The organism is Alphaproteobacteria bacterium (assembly GCA_017308135.1).
In the GTDB taxonomy this organism is placed as follows: domain Bacteria; phylum Pseudomonadota; class Alphaproteobacteria; order CACIAM-22H2; family CACIAM-22H2; genus Tagaea.
The window spans coordinates 699,182-720,755 of record JAFKFM010000009.1 but is presented as its reverse complement, the minus strand read 5'-3'; the positions used below and the strand labels follow the sequence as shown (position 1 = coordinate 720,755).

Sequence of the window (21,574 nt, the reverse complement as noted above, 5' to 3'; positions counted from 1 at the left end):
GGGCGTTGTCCGCCACTTCACCGGGGAAGCGGGTTCTGGTCGGGGCCATCGCGTCGGCGCACGGTGTGCGCGGCGAGGTCAAGATCAAGAGCTTCACCGGCAAGCCGGCGGATGTCGCGGGTTACGGCCCCGTCTCGGACGAGAGCGGCAAGCGCCGCTTCGACATCCGGAAGGTCGGCATCGTTCGCGGTCTGGTGATCGCGAAACTGTCGGGGGTCGAGGATCGCGACGCGGCGGAAGCTTTACGCGGCATGCGGCTCTATGTGGACCGCGACGCGCTGGGCACGAAGCCGAAGGGTTCGGGACGATCGAAGGAACTTTGGTTCCATGCCGATCTGATCGGACTCGAAGCGAAGGACACGCAAGGGCGCGTCCTGGGCAAGGTGACCTCGGTGCAGAACTACGGCGCCGGGGACATTCTGGAGGTGGCGGACGAAGCGGGCGAAACCCGGCTTCTGCCCTTCACCAAAAGAGTGGTGACGGAAGTGGACGTCGCGGCGGGCACGATCACGGTCGACCCGCCCCAATGGACCGAAGCGAAGCCTGACGAGGATGATTCCGAGTCTCGGGCGGACGAAGGGAACGAATGAGTACGGCGAACGACATCGGCGGATCGGGCAAGACGGGCGGCACAGCCGCGCCGTGGCGCGCGGTCGTGCTGACGATCTTCCCGGACATGTTCCCGGGCGTGCTGGGCCAGTCGCTGGTCGGCCGCGCCCTCGCCGATGGCGTGTGGACGCTGGACGCGATCGATATCCGCGATTTCGCCTTCGACCGCCACCGCTCGGTGGACGACGTTCCCTTCGGCGGCGGGCCGGGCATGGTTTTGAAGCCCGACGTCGTCGATGCCGCACTCGCGGCCGCCATCGCCAAAGCTCCGGAAAATGCCCCCGTCCTTTACCTAAGCCCGCGCGGCGCGCGTTTCGATCAGGAACGCGCGCGCGCTTTGGCGGCAGCCCCCGGCGTGGTGCTGCTGTGCGGGCGGTTCGAAGGTGTCGATCAGCGCGTGCTCGACAAGCGCCAGGTGGCCGAGCTCTCGCTCGGCGATTTCGTGTTGTCGGGCGGCGAGCCGGCGGCGCATTGCGTCCTCGACGCGTGCGTTCGTTTGCTGCCGGGCGTGCTGGGCGCTTGCGAATCGCTGGGCGAGGAAAGCTTCGAGGACGGTCTGCTCGAATACCCGCAATACACGCGCCCCGCTTCGTGGGACGGCCGCGACGTGCCGTCCGTGCTGACCAGCGGCCACCACGCCAATGTCAAAGCCTGGCGTCGCGCCCAGGCCGAAAAAATCACCGCCGAACGCCGGCCCGATCTGTGGGCCAAGCGTCAGGCGCAAACCCAACACTAGAATCAAGCAGGAGAAAGCACATGTCGTTCATCATCGAGCAGATCGAGAAGGCGGAAATCGCCAAGCTCACGGCGACCGCGAAGAAGGTCCCCGATTTCGGCCCCGGCGATACGCTGCGCGTCGCCGTGAAGGTGCAGGAAGGGACGCGCGAGCGTCTTCAGATTTTCGAAGGCGTGTGCATCGCGCGCAAGAATTCGGGTCTCAACTCCAACTTCACCGTGCGCAAGATCTCGTTCGGCGAAGGCGTGGAGCGCGTGTTCCCGCTCTACTCGCCGCGCCTGGGCGGCATCGAAGTCGTGCGCCGCGGTGCGGTGCGTCGCGCGAAGCTGTACTATCTGCGCGGTCGCACGGGTAAGGCCGCGCGTATCGTCGAGAAGTCGGGCAACAACACCGCCGCGACGGCCGCCGACATGTCGGCCGCCGATCTGGAAGCGGCGGCCGACGCCAAGGCGTAAGCCTTCGCGGGCTCGAGTGGGGGGAGGACCGCGAAAAGGCGGCCTCCCCGGCAGGTATTGGGAGCGAGGAAGGAAACGATGGCTAAGCCGCGCACGCTGTTCGACAAGATCTGGGATGCCCACGTGGTCCACCGTCAAGACGACGGCACCTGCGTGCTTTATATCGATCGCCATCTCGTCCACGAGGTGACGTCGCCCCAGGCCTTCGAAGGTCTGCGCATGACCGGCCGCAAGGTCCGCCGTCCCGACCTCACCGTCGCCGTCGCTGACCACAACGTGCCGACGACCGATCGCTCCAAGGGCATCGAGGATCCGGAAAGCCGGATCCAGGTCGAAACCCTCGCCAAGAACGCGCATGATTTCGGCGTGATGCATTTCGGCATGGACGATATCCGCCAGGGCATCGTCCACATCATCGGGCCCGAACAGGGCCTGACGCAGCCGGGCAACACGATCGTGTGCGGCGACAGCCACACCGCGACGCATGGCGCGTTCGGCGCTTTGGCCTTCGGCATCGGCACGTCGGAGGTCGAGCACGTTCTGGCGACGCAGACGCTGATCCAGAAGCCGGCCAAGAACATGCGCATCTCGGTCGACGGGCAATTGCCGGTCGGCGTGACCGCGAAGGACGTGATCCTCGCGATCATCGGCAAGATCGGCACGGCCGGCGGTACCGGCTACGTCGTCGAATTCGCGGGCAACGTGATCCGCGAATTGTCGATGGAAGGCCGCATGACCGTCTGCAACATGACGATCGAAGGCGGCGCGCGTGCGGGCCTGGTGGCGCCGGACGAAAAGACGTTCGAATACGTCAAAGGCCGCCCCTACGCGCCCAAGGGCGCGCAGTGGGACATGGCCGTCAATTACTGGCGCACGCTGCCGTCGGACGAAGGGGCGAAATACGATCGCGAGGTTTCGCTCGCCGCCGCCGACATCCCGCCGATGGTCACCTGGGGCACCTCGCCCGAAGACGTGCTGCCGATCACCGGCGCCGTGCCCGATCCGTCGTCCTTCGCCGATGCGGCGAAGAAGACGGCGGTCGAGCGCGCCATCGCCTATATGGGCCTGAAGCCCGGCCAGAAATTCCTCGACGTTGCGATCGACAAGGTCTTCATCGGCTCGTGCACCAACGGCCGCATCGAAGATCTTCGCGCCGCCGCCGCCTTGGCCGAGAAAGCGCTCGCCAAGGGCAAGAAGGTCGCTGCGAACGTCCACGCGATGGTCGTGCCCGGTTCCGGCCTCGTCAAGGAACAGGCCGAACGCGAAGGCCTCGACAAGGTGTTCAAGCAAGCGGGCTTCGACTGGCGCGAGCCGGGCTGCTCGATGTGCCTCGCGATGAACGCTGACAAGCTCGAACCCGGCCAGCGTTGCGCGTCGACCTCGAACCGCAATTTCGAAGGCCGTCAGGGTCGCGGCGGGCGCACGCATCTGGTCAGCCCCGGCATGGCCGCTGCGGCGGCGTTCGCCGGCCGCTTGGCCGACGTGCGCGACTGGCAGTGAGCTTCATGGCGCTGCCGCTGCCCGTTGGCGGCGCCACCTTCGCGGTGGCGCCGTTCGGGCGGCGTGTGGCGGCTTTGTGCGTTGATGCGGCGATTTTGACCGTCGTGCTGTGGGCTTTGGCGATCGCCGTGCGCGGCGTGCTGGGGTTGCCGGCCTTCACCGTGGCGCCGTGGATCGATCCGGCGGTCGTCGAAATCGACCGCCAGCAAGTGACGGTCGAAGATCAGCGCATGTTCGACAATAGCGGCCATCGCCGCGTCGAATTCCATGTCGAAACGCGCCGCTACGAAGACGGCACGGTGCGCGTCTATTCGGTGGGCGAGGGCGTCAATACGTATGACGACGGGCGCGTCGAACCCGTGCGCAGCGAGCTTTTGATCGCGCGCAATTTCCGCGGCCTCGTCCAGTTGATCGCCGCGCAATTCGTCTTGTTCGCGCTGCCCTTCGCCTATTACGCGGCGTTCGAAGCTTCGCGCCGTCAAGCCACACCGGGCAAGATTCTGCTGGGCCTGAAGGTCGTCGATCTCGCCGGCAACCGCTTGAGCGCGGTACGCGCGCTCGGCCGCCAGTTTCTGAAAATCTGCGAAATCGTCTCGACCGGGTTCGGTTATGTGCTGGGCTGCCTCAACGGTTCGGGACAAGCGTTCCACGATATTCTGGCGGGCACGCGCGTCGTGCCGGCCCAGACGAAATAGGAAGAAGGGGAGATCGAGATGGATAAATTCACCGTTCTGACCGGCGTTGCCGCACCGCTGCCGATCGTCAATGTCGACACCGACATGATCATCCCCAAGCAGCATCTCAAGACGATCAAGCGCACGGGGCTTGGCGTCGCGCTGTTCGAGGAGATGCGCTACGACATGAACGGCAAGGAAAACCCGGATTTCGTGCTGAACAAGCCGGCCTATCGCAAGGCGCAGATCATTGTCGCCGGCGACAATTTCGGCTGCGGCTCGTCGCGCGAACACGCGCCCTGGGCGCTGCTCGATTTCGGCATTCGCTGCGTGATCAGCACGTCCTTCGCCGATATTTTCTACAACAACTGCTTCAAGAACGGGATCCTGCCGGTCAAGGTCTCGAAGGAAGATCTCGACAAGCTGATGGACGACGCCAGCCGCGGCTCGAACTCCACGCTGACGGTCGATCTGGAAAAGCAGGAGATCAAGGGCCCGGACGGCGGCACGGTGAAGTTCGAAATCGACCCCTTCCGCCGCAAATGCCTGCTCGAAGGCCTCGACGATATCGGCCTGACGCTGCAGCACGCGGCCGATATCGACGCCTACGAGGCGAAGGGCAAGACGACGCAGCCCTGGCTGCACGCGGCCAAGGCTTGAAGCAAGAAGGACGAACGCGAAATGGCATCCAACCGTAAACTTCTGGTTCTTCCCGGCGACGGCATCGGCCCCGAGGCGATGCGCCAAGTGCTGCGTGTCGTCGACTGGTTCGACAAACGCCGCACCGTTTCCTTCGACGTGAAGTCGGGCCTCGTCGGCGGCGCTTCCTACGAGAAGCACGGCACGCCGCTGACCGACGATACGATGGCGCTGGCCCAGGAATGCGGCGCCACGCTGTTCGGCGCCGTCGGCGGCCCGCAATGGGACAATCTGCCGTTCGAGAAGAAGCCCGAGCGCGGCTTGCTGCGCTTGCGCAAGGATATGGACCTGTTCGCCAATCTGCGTCCGGCGCTGGTGTTCGACGCGCTGGCCGATGCGTCGTCGCTGAAGCGCGATCTGGTCGCGGGTCTCGATATCCTCATCCTGCGCGAGCTGACCGGCGGCGTCTATTTCGGCGAACCGCGCGGCGTGTCCACGCTGCCCGACGGCCAGAAGAAGGCGGTCGATACGCAGGTCTACACGACGAGCGAAATCGAGCGCATCGCGCGTGTGGCTTTCGAGCTTGCGCGCAAGCGGTCGAACAAGGTGCATTCGGTCGAAAAGGCCAATGTGATGCACACGGGCGTGTTGTGGCGCGAGACGGTGACCAAGCTGCACGCCGCCGAATACAAGGACGTGACGCTCGAGCATATGTACGCCGACAATTGCGCCATGCAGCTGGTGCGCAAGCCCAAGCAGTTCGACGTGATCGTCACCGACAATCTGTTCGGCGACATCCTGTCGGATTGCGCGGCGATGCTGACCGGGTCGCTGGGCATGCTTCCCTCGGCCTCGTTGGGCGCGCCCGACGCCACCGGCCGGCGCAAAGCGCTGTACGAGCCCGTGCATGGTTCGGCCCCCGATATCGCGGGCCAGGACAAGTGCAACCCGCTCGCCACGCTGCTCAGTTTCGCGATGATGCTGCGTTATTCGTTCGAGCTGGGCGACGACGCCGATCTGGTCGAACAGGCGGCGAAGAACGTGCTCGCCACCGGCATCCGCACGCCGGATATCGCCGGCCCCGGCGACAAGCTCGTGTCGACCACGCAAATGGGCGACGCGCTGCTCAAGGAACTCGACAAGCTCGCGGCTTAAGCGGCTTCGTCGCGCTCAAGTAAGATTGGGCAAAGAAAAAGGCGGGGCCTTGCGGTCCCGCCTTTTTAATTGCTGCGACGCGCGCGATTACGCGTGCGTCGGCTCCGCGTCGTCTTCGGCATCGCGCCCGAATGTCGGCACGTAGCTCCACACCCAAGCGGGCGGAAAATTCATCATCGCGATGCCCTTGCGCTTGCCGGTGAGGCCGAGCGGCTTTTCCTTGATCGGCGAGGCGAGCGAGTAGGTGTATTGCAAAATCTCGCCCCCCGGCACCATCACGTCGATCGCGGCTTGGGTCAGCGCCTTCTGCACATCGAGGGGCAGGGGCACCATCGGAATGCCGGAGATGACCGTGCCGACCTTGCCCACCCATTGCGGGGGCAGAAGCTGGGTCAGCTTCGTCGCATCACCATGGATGACGTTCACGTTGGGGAATTCGCGGCGCAGATAGGCGCACATATCGGCGTCGATCTCGACCACGAACAAGCGGTCGGTCGGAATGCCGGCGGCGAGCAAAGCCTTGGTGACGGGGCCGGTACCCGGTCCCAGTTCGACGACGCATTCGTCGGCGGCGCGGCGCACCTGCTTGACGACGAGGCGCGCCAGCGCGGGCGAGGAGGGGATGACGGAGCCGACCTTCATCGGGTTGGCGAGCCAGCGGCGGAAGAAAAACAGATCCTCGGGTTGATCTTTCGCTTCCTTCGCCATCGCGTCGTCTCCGGTGTTGATGTTGCGGATCGATGAACGCCGAACCCGCGAGACCTATATAAGGCTGTAATGACGTGCTTTGTAAGGGGTTTTGGCGCGTTAAATTTTTATGACGCCCATTCCGAATTTGCGGTATCGAACTCGCGAAACTTTCCGCCGGGCGCGACGGCGCCCCCGGCATCGTGTATCCACAGTTCTCCGTTATCGAAAACGCCGTATGTTTTTGCGGCGCTGTGAAGGAATAAAGTCGATGGGTAAAGCGTTTGCGGTCGTCGGTGCCTCGGGCACGCTGGGTCGCGAGGTTCTTCAAGCGCTCGCCGAGGCGGGCGTGAAGGCGGAGGATGTCGCGGCGCTGGCCTCCGACCGGTCGGCGGGTACGGGCCTCACCTATGGCGAGGACGACGAAATCGTCACCCAGGAACTGGGGACGCATGATTTCTCGACGACCAAAGTCACCGTGTTCTGCACCGCCCCGGCGGTCGTTGCCGCGCATCTCCCGCGCGCGGCGAAGGGCGGCGGCTGGGTGCTCGACGCGACGGCGCATAGCCGCCTCGACGCGCAGGTGCCGTTGGTCATCCCGGGCCTCAACGACACCGATGCGGTATTGGGCAAGGCGGCCAAGCGCGTCGTCGCCTTCCCCAGCGCTTGCGTGTCGATGATCGCGCGCGCGCTGAAGCCATTGCACGACGCGGCGACGTGCAAGCGCGCGGTCGTGTCGACCTATCAATGCGTGTCGGAAGCGGGCAAGGACGCGATGGACGAATTGTTCGGCCAGACGCGCAACGTCTACGTCAACATGCCGTTGGAGCGCGAACACTTCGTCAAGCAGATCGCGTTCAACACGATCCCACATTGCGGCAATTTCCAGGACGACGGATCGACGTCGGACGAAGCCGCCCTCGCCAAGGAAACGCCGCGTCTGCTGCCGGGCGTGAAGGTCGCGGCGACTTGCGTGCGCGTCCCCACCTTCGTCGGTCACGGCATTTCGGTCGTCGCCGAATTCGCCGAGCCGATGGGCACGGCCCAGGCGCGCGCGATGATGAAGCGCATGAACGGTGTGGCGGTCGTCGATCTGCGCCACGAACAGGGCATCGTCACGCCGCTGGAAACCCAAGGCGAAGGCTCGATCTTCGTCAGCCGCATTCGCGACGACGCCTCGGCGCCGAACTCGATCGCCTTCTGGCTGGCGGCGGACAATCTGCGCGCGGCGTTGGCAACACCCATTGCGCGCCTGGCGCTGGAGCTCGCGGCGCGCGGATGATCAAGCGCTTCGTCCTTCTTTTCGCGCTGCTTGCGGCCCCCGCCGCCGCGCAAGGGACGGCGGATCTCGACCGGCTTTACGGCTCGCGCGATTGGCGCGGCGTTTCCGAACGCCTGCGTCTGGCGAATAGCGAGGCCGACGCGCATGCCGCTCTGCAATGGGCGGCGGCCAAGGTGCTCGATGGCGCGCCGCATGTCGTCGCACTGGCTTACGGCGATCTGCTATGGCGGATCGGCCAAGGGCGTAACGACGATTCGCTGCGGCACGAAGCGGCGATCGTGACGCTCTATTCGGTGGCGCTGGCGGCGGTGGACGGGGCCGCGTGTCTCGACCGCACGGCGATCGAAGCGCGCGTCAACCAAATCCTGTCGGCGACGGGCCCGCGCATCACGCTGCTGCGCAATCTGCCCGCCGAACAGCGCCAGGACGCGCGCGCGCGCGTGACGTCGCTGGAGCAGACGACCTTCCTGCGCCGGCCGGAGGATCAGGATATCTGCCGGGCGGGCCAAGGCGAGATCACGCGCCAATTGCGCGCACCCGGTACGGAAGTGATCGAACAGCCGCTGCGTCCGGGGCAGGCGTCGCGCACGGTCGATATCCGGCCGGGTCCGACCTATCGGCCGCAGATGTACACGTTGCAGGAAGCGCGCGTGCGCCGCGAAGTGCAGCGCCAGCAACGCCTGCCGGCCTTGCTGCGCGATCTGGTGCCGAATTAGATCAGCCCCAGCCGGCGAAGTGCGAGTTCGCCCAGCACGCCGATCGCGAAGGCCAGGATGATCCACGCCGCGATGCGGTTGGCCCAGGTCAGGCCCGTGGTCGTGAAGCGGTCGCGGAAATAATGGACCAGTTCCACGACCAGCACCCACCACGCCGCCGCCCCGGTGAACACGCCCGCGATCAACAGCCAATCCTCGAATGCGGCGCGCCCCTCGGTGCGCACGCCGAACGCCGCGAACACCGCCATGAAGGACAGGATGGTGATCGGATTGGTGAGGGTCAGCACCAGCGTCGAGGTGAAATCGGCGATCAGGCCGCTCGGGTCCTTGCCTTCCGCCATTTTGGGGGTGGGCCGGCGCATCAAACGCACGGCCATCACGATCAGGATGATTCCGCCGCCCAGCGCCAGATAATCGCGCTGTTCCTCCATGAAGCTTTTCAGGATGACGATGCCGAATGCGGCGATCGCGCCGAACATCGTATCGGCGACCGCCGAGCCGGCCCCCGAAAACAGCCCGGCCAGCCGCCCATGCACCAGCGTGCGGCGAATGACCAGGATGTTGATCGGTCCGACCGGGGCTGTAATCAGGAACCCGACCACGACGCCTTTGAGGAACAGCCACTCGAACATGTCCTTCGCCGTATAGCCGCCAAATCCGAATGCCGCCAGTGCGTTGTGCGGGTGCGAGAGGATTTGATTACCCCGCGAAACGCTTGGCAGGGGGCGGGCGGGCTGACAGGATAGGCGCCCGACAACGCCGACAACGCTTGGATTCCCATGGCTGAATTCCGCCCCGTCCCGCGCCGCTCCGCCCTTTACGTGCCGGGGTCCAACGCCCGCGCTTTGGACAAGGCACGCGGGGTCGACGCCGATGTGCTGATCTTCGATCTGGAGGATGCGGTCCACGCCAACGCGAAGGATTCGGCGCGCGACGCGGTGATGGCGGCGTTGAAGCAGGGCGGCTATCGCGCCGAACGCATCGTGCGCGTCAATCCGCTGTCGGGCAAAGTCGGCCAAGCCGACATCAAGGCCGCCGCGCGCTCGGGCTGCCAAGCGGTGCTGCTGCCCAAGGTCGAAAGCGCCAAGGATGTGCGCGACGCCGCCTTGCGCCTTGCCGCCGCCGGGGCGCCCGAGAACGTCCAGCTTTGGGCGATGATCGAAACGCCGCTGGGCGTGTTGCGCGCCCAGGAAATCGCGCTGTCGAGCCCGCATCTGGGCGCGCTCGTCATGGGCACCTCCGATCTCGTCAAGGATCTGCGCGCCCGCCATTCGGAAGATCGCTTGGCGATTATGCCGTCGCTGGGCCTGTGCCTGCTGGCCGCGCGCGCGGCGGGTTTGCCGATCCTCGACGGCGTGCATCTCGATCTGAACGACGATTCCGGTTTCGCCGCGACCTGCCGCCAGGGTGCGGAAATGGGCTTCGACGGCCGCACGCTGATCCATCCGAAGACCATCGCGGTGTGCAACGCCGCCTATGGCCCGTCGGCGGCGGACGTCGAATGGTCGCGCAAGGTCATCGCGGCCTACGACGCCGCGTCGGCGAAGAACGAAGGCGTGGTCGTGGTCGACGGCAAGCTGGTCGAACAGCTGCACGTCGAATCGGCGCGCAACACCGTGGCGCTGGCCGACGCGATCGCCGCGCGCGCGGCCAAAGCGGCGTGAGTGCGGGCAACCGCCGCCTCGCCACGCTTGGCAGCGGCACCAATCACGATTTCGTCGCCCGGCAATACGCGCAATTGCGCGGCCTCGCGCCCGAGCCGCTGGCGTGCGACACGCTGAAAGCGTGCGCCGAAGCCGTGCTGGCGGGCGATGCGGATTATGCGGTGATTTGTTCGGTCCATCCCGATACGCCGCATCTGCTGACCGCCTATCACAAGCGCTTGTTCCTCGCCGATACTTTCATTTCGCCGAGCAAGCCCTTGGCGATCGTCACGCGCGAGCAGATCCATCGCCCGCATAGTATCGGCGTGTTCACCGCGACTTTGGGGCTTGGCGATCTGTCGGCATGGCGCGAGATCGTGGTCGAAAAATCGGGCACGATTTTCGACGTCGAAACGCAATTGCGCCGGGGCGCTTACGATTCGGCGCTGGTCTATCGCGATTTTCTCGATCGCGTGCCCGGCTATCGGCTGGAAATGGAAATCGAGTCGCCCGACGATGCGTGGCTCGTCCTCGGCACGACGCGCGCTTATAAGGGCGCGATCGTCGCGGCGCAGCCCAAACTTCCCTAAATCCGGCTCGACAGCCAGATGGCGAGGCGCGAGCCCGCTTTGATCGCGGCAGCCAGCGGTTCGTAGCCCGGCGCGAGTTCGGCGCCGCGATCGAGCGCTTCGTTCTTGTGCTCGACCTCTTCCTGACGGAATTTCTCGAGCGTCTCTTTGAGCGCGCTTTCGTCGTCGGGCAACGCGGCGATCTGCTCGCGATAATGCGCGTCGATCACTTCCTCGACCGCGACGGTGCAGGCCATCGCGGCCTTCTCGCCCAGCATGGCCGTCGCGGCTCCCAGCGCGAAGCCCGCGACATGCCAGAACGGCTGCAACACGGTCGGCCGCGCGCGGCGCTCGGGCAGCAGCTTTTCGAACGCGGCCAGATGCGCGCGTTCCTGTTCGGCCATATGCGCCACGGCCTTCGCGGCGTCGCTGTTCTTGCCCAACACGGCGAGCTGGCCTTCGTAGATGCGCACGGCGCCGTATTCGCCGGCATGGTCGACGCGCAGGACGCGGTCGATCAGCGCTTCGCCGGCGGGTTCGCCGGGCAGGCCCATACGATGCGATGCGGTCATTTCGAATCTCCGCGAAGGGCAAACCAAGCGCTCGCGCCCGCAAAAGCGGCGAGAGCCCCTGACAGGAGAAAATTGTACCCGGCCATCGTCACGCCGAACAACGACCATTGCGGCTCGTCGCAGCGCACGACGGGTGCGGCCATAAGCCGCGCGCGCAATTCCTCCAGCGAATTCGACAGCCCGCGCGGCGAACTGCACGAGGCGAGGCCTTCCCACCAGCCTTGTTCGACGCCGGTATGAAACGCGGCCACACCCGCGCCATAGGTCAATGCGGCGGCGGCGATCGCCAGCAGGGCCGCGCGCGGCTTGCCGGCCGGCGCATAGGCGGCGGCGAGGCCGGCGGGGATCGCGATCCAGAAGGGATAGCGCTGCATGTAGCAAAGATCGCACGGGACCAGCCCGCCGACATGCTGGAAGGCGAGGGCGGTGCCGAGAATGGCGACCCCCGCGATGGCGATGGCGGTGCCCGCAAGGCGGGAACGGAGAAGAGCGTCGATCACGGCGCGCAGTATACAGCGTCAGCCGACGCGCGGCAGCACCAGTGTCGCGCGCAAACCCCGTGTCGCGCGGTTTTCCAGTCGCACCTCGCCGCCATGGGCGACCGCGATATCGCGCGCCACGGCCAGGCCCAGCCCCGAGCCGCCGGTCTCACGCGAACGCGAGATTTCGAGCCTGTAGAACGGCCGGAACACATGTTCGAGTTCGTCGGGCGGAATACCCGGCCCTTCGTCGACGATCGCCGCTTCGATCCGGTCGGGATATTCGGCGAGCGTGACTTCGGCGCGCTCGCCATAGATCAGCGCGTTGTCGATCAGATTGGCGAGCGCGCGTTTGAGGGCACCCGCGCGGCCCTCGACGATCAGGCTTTGCGGGCCCTTATAGGAAATCTCGCGGCCCAAATCCTCGCGCTCGTCGACCAAAGTTTGCAGCAACGCGGCGAAGTCGAAACGCTCGGGCGAGGATTCCATCGCGTCGGCGCGCGCGAAGGCGAGCGTTTCGGCGATCATCTTCTCCATCTCGACGATGTCGTTCTGCGCCTTCGCGCGTTCCTCGGGATCGTCGATCGATTCCGCGCGCAGGCGCAGGCGCGTCAACGGCGTGCGCAGATCGTGGCTGACGGCGGCCAGCATGCGCGTGCGATCTTCGACATGGCGCACGAGCTGGGCGCGCATGCGCGCGAGCGATTCGCCGATGCGGCGCACTTCGCGCGGCGCCCCCGACAGACGCGGCAACTCGGCGGCGAGGCCTGCCCCCGCGCGCTGTGCGGCGATCGAGACGGAGACGAGCGGCCCCGCGACGCGGCGCGCGGCCCACAACGCGGCCGCCCCGGCGGCGACGGCGATGCCCGCGAGCCACGCACCCAGAACGATCCAGCCCCAATTGAGGCCGGGTGCGATCGGGTGCAGCGTCAGGAACGTGCCGTCGGGCCCCCGAATGACGATGCGGAAAATGCCGGGAATGGTCTGCGCTTCGCTCCAGGCGGATTCGTCGGCGGGCACGCGCAATACCTGCGTGTGGCGTTCGAAACGTCCCGGCGGGCGGGGCAGGCCGAAACCGCCGATCGCGAGCTCGCTGGAAACGCCGAAGCCCGGCCCCAGCGCCTCGGCGATGATGCGTTCCAGGCGCGCGGCGCGCCCGCGCGCGGGCCGCGGATCGGGCGGCACTTCCAGCGTTTGCGACCATTCGAGGTCGAGATGCTCGGTTTCCGCGCGTTTTTCGAGATAGGCGGCGCGCGCGCCCGGCGCGCGCGCGAAGGTGTCGCGCGCGATACCGACGGCGGCCTCGGCCAGCCAAGGTGCCGCGTAAAGCCGGAACTCGGTCGGGCGCAGCAGCAGCGCCAGACCGACGGAAACGAGCTGTGCCGCGACGAGACCGACGATCGCGACCAGCGCGATGCGCCCCGCGATCCCGTCGAACAGGCCCTTCACGCCCGTGTCTCGACGTCGGCGGCGAACAAGTAGCCACCGTTGCGCACGGTGCGGATGATCTCGGGCTTCGCGGGATCGGGTTCGATCTTGCGGCGCAGGCGCATCACCGCCACGTCGATCGAACGGTCGAACAATTGCGCCTGACGGCCGCGCGCGAGATCGAGCAATTGTTCGCGCGACAGCGTGCGTTGCGGACGTTCTACGAAAGCGATCAGCAGATCGATCTCGGCGTCGGTCGTGGGCACCAGCGCGCTGTCGGGCCGGCGAAGTTCGCGCCGCGCGGCGTCGAGCGTCCAGCCCGCGAATTGGAAGATGCGCGCTTTGACGTCCGGCTCCTGGCGTTCGCCCGCGCGGCGCAAGACCGCGCGCACGCGCGCCAGCAGCTCGCGCGGATTGAAGGGCTTGGGCAGATAATCGTCGGCGCCGATCTCCAGGCCCACGATGCGGTCGGTTTCCTCGCCGCGCGCGGTCAGCATCACGATCGGGATACGGTCTTGCGCGCGCAAGCGCCGCGCGAAGGACAAGCCGTCTTCGCCCGGCATCATCAAGTCGAGAACGACGAGTTCGAATTTTCCGGCACCCAACGCGGTCTCGGCCTCGCGCACGTCCTTCGCTTCGGTCGTGCGGAAGCCGTTCTCGGTGAGGAAGCGCGAGACGAGTCGGCGGATTTCGCGATCGTCGTCGACGACGAGGATATGCGGCGTGCGTTGCGTCATGTGACGATCATATCGCCGCGCCGCAGCTTCGCCGACGGGTCGTAACCCGGCGTTACAAACACGGATACATGGTTATGCGACGTTACATATACGGGGGCTGCGGTCATGCGAAGAAATCCGCCGGTCATCGCGGGGCCTCAATCCAAGCCGATAACGGCGTCGTTCGCAATCCACAACGGAGACGCACGATGAAGAAGCCCATCCTCCTCGCTCTCGCCGGCCTCGCCTTGGCGCTGCCGGCTTTCGCCCAGCAACCGCCGGCACCGCCCGCCGGCGGTCCGCCGCCCGACCGCGCGCAGCGCGGGTTCGAACGTATGTGCGCCGATGCCGACGCGCGCATCGCCTCGCGCCTTGCCTATGTCGAAGCGAAAGTGAAGCCGACCACCGCACAACGTTCGGCGTGGGAAAGTTTCGCGCGCGACAGCCGTGCCGCGAGCGAGCCGATGAAGCGCTTGTGCGACAATCCGCCCGCACAGGCCGCGCGCAACGATGCGGCGGCGCAACTGGCGCGGCGCGAAACGTTCGCGCAAGCTATGGCATCGTCGCTCGCCGTGCTGCGCCCGGCGGTCGAACGCTTCCAGGCCGTGCTCGACGACGCGCAGAAATCGGCGCTGGCCGAAGCGCTGTCGCCGCGCCGGATGATGCGCCGTCACCACTAAAGCCGATCGATCGGGAGGACGGGCGGGATCTTCCGGGGTCCCGCCCGAATTTTTACCGCGCTCGCAACGGGGGAATTATCCGGCGTATACTTTTCGCGTCCGCGAACGAATCGAAGCGTATGCCGAAGCAAGATTCCAAATCCGAACAATATCTGGCCAAAGCCAAGCGCTTTCGCGACCGCGCGGCGGGATTTCGCCACACGCTGGCGCGCAAGGATCTGACCAAGCACCACCGCGAGGAATTGTCGACCATGGTCGCCAATCTCGAAGGGGCGGCGCGTCAGCTCGAAGCCATGGCCGGTGGTGCCCCCGTGGAACCCGCGTTGAGCGCGGCCGAGGAAATCCGCCGCCTGCGCGCCACGGGTAAAATGGACCCCGCGCGCGCGGCCTTGATCCGCGACGCCCGCAATGTGCGCAACGCCCGCGTGGCGATGCAGGTGCTGAACGCGGCCGCCGGCGTGCCCCCCGTCAAACCCGCCGGAAAGCCCGCCATAATCGGAATTCCGCCGCGCAAGCGGGGGGCTTGATACCCCCCGCCGGGACCGCCATATTTTCCGAAGGATGGGTCGCCTTTCGGGGGATCCGTCGCCCCGCAACGGGCCGCGAATGCGGCCGTATAGGGGGTGCCGCCCAGTTTCGGGGGCGCTCCGGAAAGTGCCTGCGTTATGTCGCGCCTGTCGATGTTCAATAATCCGCTGCTGCTCGGCTTCGACGAGTTCGAGCGCACGCTCGACCGCATCGCCAAGCATGGCGGCGACGGTTACCCGCCCTACAATATCGAACAGATCGGCGAGAACGGCCTGCGCATCACGCTGGCCGTCGCCGGGTTCACCACCGACGATCTCGTGCTGTCGCTCGAAGGCAATCAGCTCGTCGTGCGCGGCAAGCAGGTCGACGACGGCAACCGCGCCTTCATCCATCGCGGCATCGCGGCACGGCAATTCCAGCGCAGCTTCGTGCTCGCCGACGGAATCGAAGTGCTCGGCTCCTCGCTCGACAATGGCTTGCTGCATATCGATCTCGCGCGCCCGCAGCCGGAAGCCAAGGCGCGGCGCATCGAAATCAAAAGCGGGGCGGCCAATGCCGCGCGCCGCCCCACGATCGACGTTTCCGGTAAGGAGGGCTGAAGTATGAGCGATCTTTCCACGTTGCGCGCCTTGTCGCCCGAGGCGTTCGCCGCCCTCGGCCAGCAAGGCATCGCCTATGTCCGGCGCACGGAAGAGGCGGGCGAGCAAGGCCCGGCGTCGATCTATGCGATCCACGCCGCCGGGGGCGAACGCATCGGTGCCGCGCCCACGCGCGATCTCGCCTTCGCGGCGATCCGCCAGCACGGGCTGGAGCCGCTCGACGCGCATTGATCGAACGCGCCGTCGACGAATTCACAAAGGGCCCGCGCCAGCGGGCCCTTTTTCGTTCGCCGCCTAGAATCGCGTGCCGAAATTTTTCTTGCGCCTAAAAGTAGATGTTCTATATTCATTCTATCGGCCTCCGGCGAGCCAGGGTTTCCCGTCTTGCCGTTGCCGTTTCGAATGCGCAGCACCCTCGCGAAGCGTCAAATACCGGCGAATCGAGCCGAATTGCCGGGCTGGACCTTTCGCGACCCCGCATTAGAACATTATAGGTACTTTTGCGGCGATGCGACGAAGGAGCGGTAGCGGATATTCGTGAATTACGGGGCTCGCCCGGCGGCCGGAACCGCAACGCCGTTCCGCCATCGAGGGGTCCTTCATGTCCGCGCCGCAACCGCCCGAACCGCATCCGCGCCTGACCAAAGCCTTACCGCACGCCTTGTCCGCCGCGACGGGAGGGCGGCCGGGCGATGCCGCGATCGCCACCGTCGGGGCATTGGCGCTGGGGCGGCTGCGGCTGATTCCCGCGCAAGAACCCAAGCTGCGCTGCGCGTTGGCCGATGCGGCGCGCGCCGCGCGCGTGGGGGAAATTCCGCTGGGCGACGGGCGGGTGCTGATCCCCGATCTCGATTCCGTGTTCGGCCGCGACGATCTTCGCGACGACGAAGCGGCAAGCGTGCGCGCCTTGCTGCTCGCGCGCGCCACGCTGGAAACGGCGGCGGGCAAGCGCGCCTTGGCCAAGGCCGAGCGGCGGCGCCTCGTCGCGATCGGGGCGCGCGTGCGGCTCATGCTCGCGCAAGCCGCCCCGTGGAGCTGGCGCGCGATCGGGTCACTCGGCGGTCAACTCGAACTCGCCGCGCATTTCCATGCGTTGCCCCGCCACGCGCATAGCGAGTTGGCCGCGGTATTGGCGCGCGGGGTCGTTCCGGATGCGGCGCGCTTCGATCTTGCGGCGTTGCGCGCCCTCGCGCGCCGGCATTCGCCGGTCTGGCCGCTCGCCGAAGGCTGGGCCGCGCGCGACGCGGCCTTGGACGCCATCGCGTGGGATTTCGCGCCGCACGAAACCGCGCGTCTGTCGGCGTAAGGGCGGGATCGAACATGACCGAAGATCGTTATCTGCTCGATCCCGATTTCGACGCCGTGCTCGCCGAAGTGCTGGGCGACGCGGAAGGCGGGCCCGAAGGCCGCGTCGTCGCGGTCGACAACGCCGCCAGCGGCTTGTCGGCCGGACGTTTCCAGATGGATCTCTCGCAACGCGCCGAATTGGCACGGCGTTTCGCGGCGATCGCGGTGGCCGAGAAGCTGCCGGGGGCCGACGACGCGGCGTTGCTGTCGGCGCGCACGCGCGATTTGACGAGTGCCGAGCGCGCGCGTGCGGTGGCGCTGGGCAATTCGATCCTCGCAACCGATGCGGGCAAGGCGGCGTTGACCGAGGCGGAGGCCGCGAAATTCGCCGAGCTGCGCGCCGCCGTGCGGCGCGTGGCGCGCGATTCGGGGGCGGGGGCGCGCGATTTCCTCGCCGGGCTTCGCGGGCAGATCGAACTCGCCTGTCATCTGCATCAATTCGGCACGGGCAGTATCCGCAAGCTGCAAGCTTACTTGCGCGGGGAAGCGGTCGCGTTCGAATTCCCCGGCGCGCCGCCCGAGCCGCCGGTGGCGCCGAACGATCCGCTCGATCTCGCGGGCTTCCGGGCGTTTCGCGCCGCCACGCGCTGGGGCCGCGAATTCCCCCGCGCGCGGGAATCGCGCGATCTGCGAATCGACCGCGCCTTCGCGCGTGTCGCCAAACGGCTGGGGATCGGCGGCGGGCCCGGCGATCCCACGGCCGAGATGCCGCGCTTGCTGCGCCGCGCCTTCGCGCGCGCGGTGCGCGAGGATCGCTTGCCCGGCGCCGTGCGCCGTTTGCAACGCCTGCTGCTCCGGCTTAACCGCATGGCCGACAGCGTGGTCGCACCGCCGCCGTTGGAAGTCGACGGCAAATGGGGGCCGCAATCGCGTGCCGCCTTGGCGCGCGCCATCGACCGGCACGGGGCGGAGGAGGTGGGGCGCCGCTTCGCGATGGATGCGGCCGACGAAGCCTTGCGCAGCGACGGCAAGCGGCCGGGGATCGGCGCCATCGGGCGGGCTTACGCGATCCTCGCCGATCTGGGCCCCGCCGCCCCGCACGCGATCGCGCTGGCGATGGGCGCGAAGGACGCGGCCGACGCGAAGGCGGCTTTCGCCAAAGCCGCCGCGCAATTCATGCCGGGCGAGATTTTCGCCTCGCTCGCCGCCGCCCCCGAATGGCGGGGCGTGCGATGAGCGCACATCTCCTTGGATTCCTCCATCCGAATGGCGGCTCAATCGCAGGGAAATCTTTTTTTCACCGAAGCGGGAAAGTCGGCGACCAACTTGCACATGCAGCGCCCAAAAATATTGTAGTGCCAAGCGGATACCGATATTCGCGCCGAATAGGCGCGAGGCTCGCCCGACGGCAATGTCAGGACGATCCGGTTGCCGCCACCTTCAATCTCGCTCGTGAACCAGATGTAGTCGTCGCCGGAGATTTTGGAAATTCGCTGACTTGCCTTGATCCAGCCGTTTCGATCGATCGGTGCGATCTGCCAATTGACCGTCGGTCCGACGGCGCGGATATCGAGGACGGGCCTGTCGATGGCGACGGGCCTCCCATTCGGACCGTCGAGATAGCGAAGGCGGAAGAAGAAAGTCCCCGTCGCGGGCTCGCCCGCTTTCGGCCGAATTCGCTCGATGCCAAGTTCGATTGCTTGCGGGCCGCCGCCATCTCCGACCTCAAAGCGCGCGAATTGCGTGCAGCGTTGCGGCGTGCCATCCGAAAAGTTCGCCGCCCGCACGATCTCGTCGCCATCGGTGCGTATGTACGGATAGCCCATGCCGATGGCGCGCGAGTCGCCCGCATGATTCCGCAGCGGATTGGTCGCGTCCATCCACTCCAATTGCGCTTCGGCGCTGCCGGCGAAGCAAGCGAACAGCGCGACGGCAAGTGCCTTGCCGATCCAATTCACGCGAATGCCTCCTCCGGATGGAAAGTGCGGAGTTCGGGCTCCATGGCGTCACTTCGGCGGGCGATGGTCGCGGATTTCGGCTTCGTAGGCGCCTTCGGTCAGCGCTTCGCTGCCCATCGCTTGCAGGCAGGTGCGCATCGCATCGGCCGCCGGCGTGGGAAAGCCGACCCGGTTGATCGTGACGCGGTAGAGAATCCACCCGCCTTCCGGTTTCGTCTTGATGGCGACGTCCACCAGCGTGTCGCCGGCCGCCAAACCGAAAATCGCCCGTTCGTGTTCATCCGAATCGAGCGTCGGTTTCGATATCCGCACGTAACCTTCGCGGTTCGGCGATTCGACGCGCCAGCCCTCGGTCGAGGTCACTTTGTCGAGCCACACCTTGATCGCGTGGGGCGTCATCGCGTGCCAAGTCGTGGCATCGGCGAAGCGCACGCGCAGATACATCGTGCCGACGATCCGCTCTTTCGTGGAGGCGGTGGGGTCACGTTCGAGCCCTACCTCCAGCGATTCGAACGCCGGGTCGGTCGCATTCGTTTGAGCACGGAGGGTCAATGCGCAGAGCGTCGGTGCGGCGTCGGCGGCGTCGTTCCGAATGTGGCTCTCGCGCATCTTCCCGAGAGTCCAGAATTCATTGCCGTTGGCGATCACGGGCGTTCGCAATGGTTCGCTGGTTATGCGTGGAAGTGGCGCGATCTCTTCGCTCCATGCTGGCCGCTGAACGACCATCATCGCGGCCAACAGAGCCAAAGCGACAATTTTCTCTCTTGCCTTCGCCACCTCGAATTCCCCCATCCGAACGGCAGCCGGATGGCGGGTGCAACCCCTTGCTGCCAAGTTTTAGGAGAATATCACAATGTCAGAGAATAAAAAATTCACTCTGCAACCCGGAGTGATCGAGGCGGCCGATGCGGCAATCCGCATGGCGGAAACCGGCGACCGAGACTCGATCGCCATCCCGCCGAAAGGAAAGAGCGGGGTGTCGATCGGGCCCCGCCAAATGGATCTCGGGCAAAATCCGGCGTTGCGCGAAAATCTCATTCGCTTTGGGGTCGATAAAGGCGTTATCGCGGCGGACAAGGTCGATGAGGTGCGTAGCTTATTTTCGGAGAAGTATGGCAGTCGGTTGGATCCGAATTCGGACAAATATGATCAAGCATTAACCGCTAAATCCGAAAAGGCTCAGGAGTGGGCAGGGAAGATTATGATGCGGCCCGGCGCGGACAATATTCTGCGCGAGGCGGAGATCAAGCATCTCCAAGAAAACGCCAAAGGGGTGGAGGCGCTCTGCAAGGACGCGCCGGAGGCCGCGAAGGACTTCTGCAATTCGCGGGAAGGCCAGATCGAGATGCTTGGGATGCGCCATCAATACGGCAATCAGGCCGACAAGGCGATCAAGTCGGTATTTACCGGTGAGAAGGTCACGATCGATATCGGTGGCCGCAAAAGCACCGTCCAGCTCGAAGGGAAGATGGATAAAGAGCAGTTCCGCAAGCTCATTCGCGATAACACGCCGTATGGCGCCGATCCCAACAATCGAAATGGCATCGAAGGCCGGGATCGGAAGATGGACAAGTTCTATCGCGACAATAAAATCGACGACGGATCAAAGGCGAAGGTGAACCCAACGCCTCCGCCGCCGCCGATTCCGGTGCCGCGCGACAACGCGGCGACGCCCGAGAAGCATTCGGCGCTGCCGGACGACGAAGCCGATGCGCCGGTGCAGAGTGCCGAGGCGACGCCGGCGGCACCGGCGCGCGAAGACGAGAATCGCTTCATCGTCGGCTGGACGACGCAGCCCGACATGACGTCGCGACCGATCTGGGGCAATGCGGCGCAGTACGATGCTTACAAAGCCCAGCAGGCGGTGACCGAAGCGGGCACGCCAGCGGCGAACGCTCCAGAACCGGCGATGCCGCAATTGGCGTCGCTGCTTCAGCAGCCAGCACCAGAACAAAACACCAACTTGTTGGAAATGGCGTCGTTGATGCCCGACGAAAGATCGTCGCGCGGGCCGAAGGTGTGGTCGCCCGATAGCGGTGCGCTCGCCGATGCGGTGATGCAGGCAGGCGGCACCGGCTTGCCGATCTGGACGCAGATGCTGCTGGGGCGCGATGCGATGACCAATGGTTCGCGCGCGGCGGTCAAAGGCCTTCAGAACGCGATCAACGCCGCGACCAAGCCGCCGGGCTTCGATTATCACTGGGGCTTGGGCGGGCGCGAAGGGCGCATCGATGTCGACGGCGATCTCGGGCCGCAGACGATGGCTGGGTTCGGGCGCGCGGTCGAAAAGCACGGCGACAAGGGCTTCGCGCGGATCTACGCCCTCGACCAGTTCGGCCGCTACACCAAGGGGCTCGATACCGGCCTATCGCGCATCGATGATTTGGAAGACACGCTCGCCTCGACGCTGGGTCAGGTCACGCCCGATGCCGGTGCGCGCGCGCAGGAAACGTTGAACATCGCGCGCGATATGGTCGGCGATCGCCAGCGCTACGCGCCGCTGAAGGTCGATGGCTGGGTCGGCCCGGTCACCAGCGACGCGTTCAAGCGCGCTTACGATACGTTCGGCAGCACGCGGCTGTTCGAACGCTTCGCCGGTCCCGATTTTTGGGATGAGGGGGTGTGAGAAAGCGCACCCGGAATTCGCCTCGCCCTTCGACTT

Annotated in this window: 26 protein-coding genes; 18 read left to right on the top strand and 8 right to left on the bottom strand. The window is 66.0% G+C overall.

The genetic code is table 11. The features are described from left to right. The first annotated feature begins 5 nt into the window (after nt 1-5). From rimM to leuB, 7 genes are all read left to right on the top strand, one after another. Nucleotides 6-590, top strand: coding sequence for a ribosome maturation factor RimM (rimM, locus tag J0H39_16835; GenBank protein ID MBN9498420.1), 585 nt, complete (start codon nt 6-8; stop codon nt 588-590). Continuing rightward, nucleotides 587-1,345, top strand: a complete 759-nt coding sequence (trmD, locus tag J0H39_16830; protein ID MBN9498419.1) for a tRNA (guanosine(37)-N1)-methyltransferase TrmD — start codon at nt 587-589, stop codon at nt 1,343-1,345. Before rimM ends, trmD begins: the two co-directional genes overlap by 4 nt. Before the next feature lie 20 nt (nt 1,346-1,365). After that, a complete protein-coding gene (rplS, locus tag J0H39_16825; protein ID MBN9498418.1) occupies nt 1,366-1,800 on the top strand; it encodes a 50S ribosomal protein L19 in 435 nt (144 codons plus the stop codon). A 78-nt stretch (nt 1,801-1,878) separates the two neighbouring features. After that, nucleotides 1,879-3,300: a 3-isopropylmalate dehydratase large subunit gene (leuC, locus tag J0H39_16820; protein MBN9498417.1), complete on the top strand. Its 1,422-nt coding sequence runs from the start codon at nt 1,879-1,881 to the stop codon at nt 3,298-3,300. Between the two features lie 5 nt (nt 3,301-3,305). Continuing rightward, nucleotides 3,306-3,995 (top strand): RDD family protein, encoded by a 690-nt coding sequence (locus J0H39_16815; GenBank protein ID MBN9498416.1) that lies wholly within the window; start codon nt 3,306-3,308, stop codon nt 3,993-3,995. A gap of 18 nt (nt 3,996-4,013) precedes the next feature. Then, nucleotides 4,014-4,634, top strand: coding sequence for a 3-isopropylmalate dehydratase small subunit (gene leuD / locus J0H39_16810; GenBank protein ID MBN9498415.1), 621 nt, complete (start codon nt 4,014-4,016; stop codon nt 4,632-4,634). A 21-nt stretch (nt 4,635-4,655) separates the two neighbouring features. Next, nucleotides 4,656-5,768, top strand: coding sequence for a 3-isopropylmalate dehydrogenase (leuB, locus tag J0H39_16805; GenBank protein ID MBN9498414.1), 1,113 nt, complete (start codon nt 4,656-4,658; stop codon nt 5,766-5,768). Nucleotides 5,769-5,855: 87 nt separating this feature from the next. On the opposite strand, the gene J0H39_16800 is transcribed toward leuB, so the two are convergent. Beyond that, nucleotides 5,856-6,476: a methyltransferase domain-containing protein gene (locus J0H39_16800; protein MBN9498413.1), complete on the bottom strand. Its 621-nt coding sequence runs from the start codon at nt 6,474-6,476 to the stop codon at nt 5,856-5,858. 250 nt (nt 6,477-6,726) lie between these two features. Between J0H39_16800 and J0H39_16795 the strand changes: the two genes are divergently transcribed. Then, nucleotides 6,727-7,737 (top strand): aspartate-semialdehyde dehydrogenase, encoded by a 1,011-nt coding sequence (locus J0H39_16795; protein MBN9498412.1) that lies wholly within the window; start codon nt 6,727-6,729, stop codon nt 7,735-7,737. Continuing rightward, the gene (locus J0H39_16790) at nt 7,734-8,453 is read left to right on the top strand and encodes a hypothetical protein (protein ID MBN9498411.1); all 720 of its coding nucleotides are present in this window, start codon (nt 7,734-7,736) and stop codon (nt 8,451-8,453) included. The genes J0H39_16795 and J0H39_16790 overlap by 4 nt, the downstream gene beginning before the upstream one ends. On the opposite strand, the gene J0H39_16785 is transcribed toward J0H39_16790, so the two are convergent. Beyond that, nucleotides 8,450-9,085: a LysE family transporter gene (locus J0H39_16785; GenBank protein ID MBN9498410.1), complete on the bottom strand. Its 636-nt coding sequence runs from the start codon at nt 9,083-9,085 to the stop codon at nt 8,450-8,452. The two genes, J0H39_16790 and J0H39_16785, sit on opposite strands and share 4 nt — an antisense overlap. A gap of 147 nt (nt 9,086-9,232) precedes the next feature. Between J0H39_16785 and J0H39_16780 the strand changes: the two genes are divergently transcribed. Both J0H39_16780 and J0H39_16775 read left to right on the top strand, forming a co-directional pair. Continuing rightward, entirely contained in the window at nt 9,233-10,117 is an 885-nt protein-coding gene (locus J0H39_16780; protein MBN9498409.1) for a CoA ester lyase, read from the top strand. Next, on the top strand, nt 10,114-10,686 hold the full coding sequence (locus J0H39_16775; GenBank protein MBN9498408.1) for a hypothetical protein: 573 nt from the start codon (nt 10,114-10,116) through the stop codon (nt 10,684-10,686). Before J0H39_16780 ends, J0H39_16775 begins: the two co-directional genes overlap by 4 nt. Here J0H39_16775 and J0H39_16770 read toward each other — a convergent pair. The 4 genes from J0H39_16770 to J0H39_16755 are packed head-to-tail and all read right to left on the bottom strand — an operon-like array spanning nt 10,683 to nt 13,881. Further along, nucleotides 10,683-11,237: a demethoxyubiquinone hydroxylase family protein gene (locus J0H39_16770; GenBank protein MBN9498407.1), complete on the bottom strand. Its 555-nt coding sequence runs from the start codon at nt 11,235-11,237 to the stop codon at nt 10,683-10,685. The two genes, J0H39_16775 and J0H39_16770, sit on opposite strands and share 4 nt — an antisense overlap. Beyond that, entirely contained in the window at nt 11,234-11,734 is a 501-nt protein-coding gene (locus tag J0H39_16765; protein ID MBN9498406.1) for a disulfide bond formation protein B, read from the bottom strand. Before J0H39_16765 ends, J0H39_16770 begins: the two co-directional genes overlap by 4 nt. A gap of 21 nt (nt 11,735-11,755) precedes the next feature. After that, on the bottom strand, nt 11,756-13,165 hold the full coding sequence (locus J0H39_16760) for a two-component sensor histidine kinase (GenBank protein ID MBN9498405.1): 1,410 nt from the start codon (nt 13,163-13,165) through the stop codon (nt 11,756-11,758). Continuing rightward, entirely contained in the window at nt 13,162-13,881 is a 720-nt protein-coding gene (locus J0H39_16755) for a response regulator (GenBank protein MBN9498404.1), read from the bottom strand. The genes J0H39_16760 and J0H39_16755 overlap by 4 nt, the downstream gene beginning before the upstream one ends. 188 nt (nt 13,882-14,069) lie before the next feature. Between J0H39_16755 and J0H39_16750 the strand changes: the two genes are divergently transcribed. The 6 genes from J0H39_16750 to J0H39_16725 all read left to right on the top strand — a co-directional run bounded on the left by J0H39_16750 (nt 14,070) and on the right by J0H39_16725 (nt 18,190). Beyond that, nucleotides 14,070-14,540 carry a Spy/CpxP family protein refolding chaperone gene (locus J0H39_16750; protein ID MBN9498403.1) on the top strand — a complete coding sequence of 157 codons (471 nt, stop codon included), beginning with the start codon at nt 14,070-14,072 and terminating at the stop codon, nt 14,538-14,540. A gap of 119 nt (nt 14,541-14,659) precedes the next feature. After that, the gene (locus tag J0H39_16745; GenBank protein ID MBN9498402.1) at nt 14,660-15,067 is read left to right on the top strand and encodes a hypothetical protein; all 408 of its coding nucleotides are present in this window, start codon (nt 14,660-14,662) and stop codon (nt 15,065-15,067) included. 138 nt (nt 15,068-15,205) lie between these two features. Beyond that, a complete protein-coding gene (locus tag J0H39_16740) occupies nt 15,206-15,667 on the top strand; it encodes an Hsp20 family protein (protein MBN9498401.1) in 462 nt (153 codons plus the stop codon). Nucleotides 15,668-15,670: 3 nt separating this feature from the next. After that, the gene (locus J0H39_16735; protein MBN9498400.1) at nt 15,671-15,898 is read left to right on the top strand and encodes a DUF1150 family protein; all 228 of its coding nucleotides are present in this window, start codon (nt 15,671-15,673) and stop codon (nt 15,896-15,898) included. A 370-nt stretch (nt 15,899-16,268) separates the two neighbouring features. Next, complete coding sequence (locus J0H39_16730; GenBank protein MBN9498399.1) at nt 16,269-16,973, top strand: hypothetical protein; 705 nt, start codon at nt 16,269-16,271, stop codon at nt 16,971-16,973. Between the two features lie 14 nt (nt 16,974-16,987). Beyond that, the gene (locus J0H39_16725) at nt 16,988-18,190 is read left to right on the top strand and encodes a hypothetical protein (GenBank protein MBN9498398.1); all 1,203 of its coding nucleotides are present in this window, start codon (nt 16,988-16,990) and stop codon (nt 18,188-18,190) included. 38 nt (nt 18,191-18,228) lie between these two features. On the opposite strand, the gene J0H39_16720 is transcribed toward J0H39_16725, so the two are convergent. After that, nucleotides 18,229-18,834, bottom strand: a complete 606-nt coding sequence (locus J0H39_16720; protein MBN9498397.1) for a hypothetical protein — start codon at nt 18,832-18,834, stop codon at nt 18,229-18,231. Nucleotides 18,835-18,960: 126 nt separating this feature from the next. Further along, nucleotides 18,961-19,704 (bottom strand): hypothetical protein, encoded by a 744-nt coding sequence (locus tag J0H39_16715; GenBank protein MBN9498396.1) that lies wholly within the window; start codon nt 19,702-19,704, stop codon nt 18,961-18,963. Nucleotides 19,705-20,113: 409 nt separating this feature from the next. Here J0H39_16715 and J0H39_16710 point away from each other — a divergent pair, with 409 nt between their 5' ends. Further along, entirely contained in the window at nt 20,114-21,538 is a 1,425-nt protein-coding gene (locus J0H39_16710) for a hypothetical protein (GenBank protein ID MBN9498395.1), read from the top strand. Nucleotides 21,539-21,574: the final 36 nt, after the last annotated feature.

Excerpts from the sequence above, each read along its gene's own strand:
- J0H39_16715 (MBN9498396.1), bottom strand. The coding sequence starts at position 19,704 with ATGGGGGAATTCGAGGTGGCGAAGGCAAGAGAGAAAATTGTCGCTTTG.
- J0H39_16735 (MBN9498400.1), top strand. The coding sequence starts at position 15,671 with ATGAGCGATCTTTCCACGTTGCGCGCCTTGTCGCCCGAGGCGTTCGCC.
- rplS (MBN9498418.1), top strand. The coding sequence starts at position 1,366 with ATGTCGTTCATCATCGAGCAGATCGAGAAGGCGGAAATCGCCAAGCTC.
- J0H39_16720 (MBN9498397.1), bottom strand. The coding sequence starts at position 18,834 with ATGGACGCGACCAATCCGCTGCGGAATCATGCGGGCGACTCGCGCGCC.
- leuB (MBN9498414.1), top strand. The coding sequence starts at position 4,656 with ATGGCATCCAACCGTAAACTTCTGGTTCTTCCCGGCGACGGCATCGGC.
- J0H39_16795 (MBN9498412.1), top strand. The coding sequence starts at position 6,727 with ATGGGTAAAGCGTTTGCGGTCGTCGGTGCCTCGGGCACGCTGGGTCGC.
- J0H39_16755 (MBN9498404.1), bottom strand. The coding sequence starts at position 13,881 with ATGACGCAACGCACGCCGCATATCCTCGTCGTCGACGACGATCGCGAA.
- J0H39_16800 (MBN9498413.1), bottom strand. The coding sequence starts at position 6,476 with ATGGCGAAGGAAGCGAAAGATCAACCCGAGGATCTGTTTTTCTTCCGC.
- J0H39_16750 (MBN9498403.1), top strand. The coding sequence starts at position 14,070 with ATGAAGAAGCCCATCCTCCTCGCTCTCGCCGGCCTCGCCTTGGCGCTG.
- J0H39_16790 (MBN9498411.1), top strand. The coding sequence starts at position 7,734 with ATGATCAAGCGCTTCGTCCTTCTTTTCGCGCTGCTTGCGGCCCCCGCC.
- J0H39_16725 (MBN9498398.1), top strand. The coding sequence starts at position 16,988 with ATGACCGAAGATCGTTATCTGCTCGATCCCGATTTCGACGCCGTGCTC.
- J0H39_16785 (MBN9498410.1), bottom strand. The coding sequence starts at position 9,085 with ATGTTCGAGTGGCTGTTCCTCAAAGGCGTCGTGGTCGGGTTCCTGATT.
- leuD (MBN9498415.1), top strand. The coding sequence starts at position 4,014 with ATGGATAAATTCACCGTTCTGACCGGCGTTGCCGCACCGCTGCCGATC.
- J0H39_16740 (MBN9498401.1), top strand. The coding sequence starts at position 15,206 with ATGTCGCGCCTGTCGATGTTCAATAATCCGCTGCTGCTCGGCTTCGAC.
- J0H39_16770 (MBN9498407.1), bottom strand. The coding sequence starts at position 11,237 with ATGACCGCATCGCATCGTATGGGCCTGCCCGGCGAACCCGCCGGCGAA.
- J0H39_16745 (MBN9498402.1), top strand. The coding sequence starts at position 14,660 with ATGCCGAAGCAAGATTCCAAATCCGAACAATATCTGGCCAAAGCCAAG.
- J0H39_16780 (MBN9498409.1), top strand. The coding sequence starts at position 9,233 with ATGGCTGAATTCCGCCCCGTCCCGCGCCGCTCCGCCCTTTACGTGCCG.
- leuC (MBN9498417.1), top strand. The coding sequence starts at position 1,879 with ATGGCTAAGCCGCGCACGCTGTTCGACAAGATCTGGGATGCCCACGTG.
- J0H39_16815 (MBN9498416.1), top strand. The coding sequence starts at position 3,306 with ATGGCGCTGCCGCTGCCCGTTGGCGGCGCCACCTTCGCGGTGGCGCCG.
- J0H39_16730 (MBN9498399.1), top strand. The coding sequence starts at position 16,269 with ATGTCCGCGCCGCAACCGCCCGAACCGCATCCGCGCCTGACCAAAGCC.
- trmD (MBN9498419.1), top strand. The coding sequence starts at position 587 with ATGAGTACGGCGAACGACATCGGCGGATCGGGCAAGACGGGCGGCACA.
- J0H39_16710 (MBN9498395.1), top strand. The coding sequence starts at position 20,114 with ATGATGCGGCCCGGCGCGGACAATATTCTGCGCGAGGCGGAGATCAAG.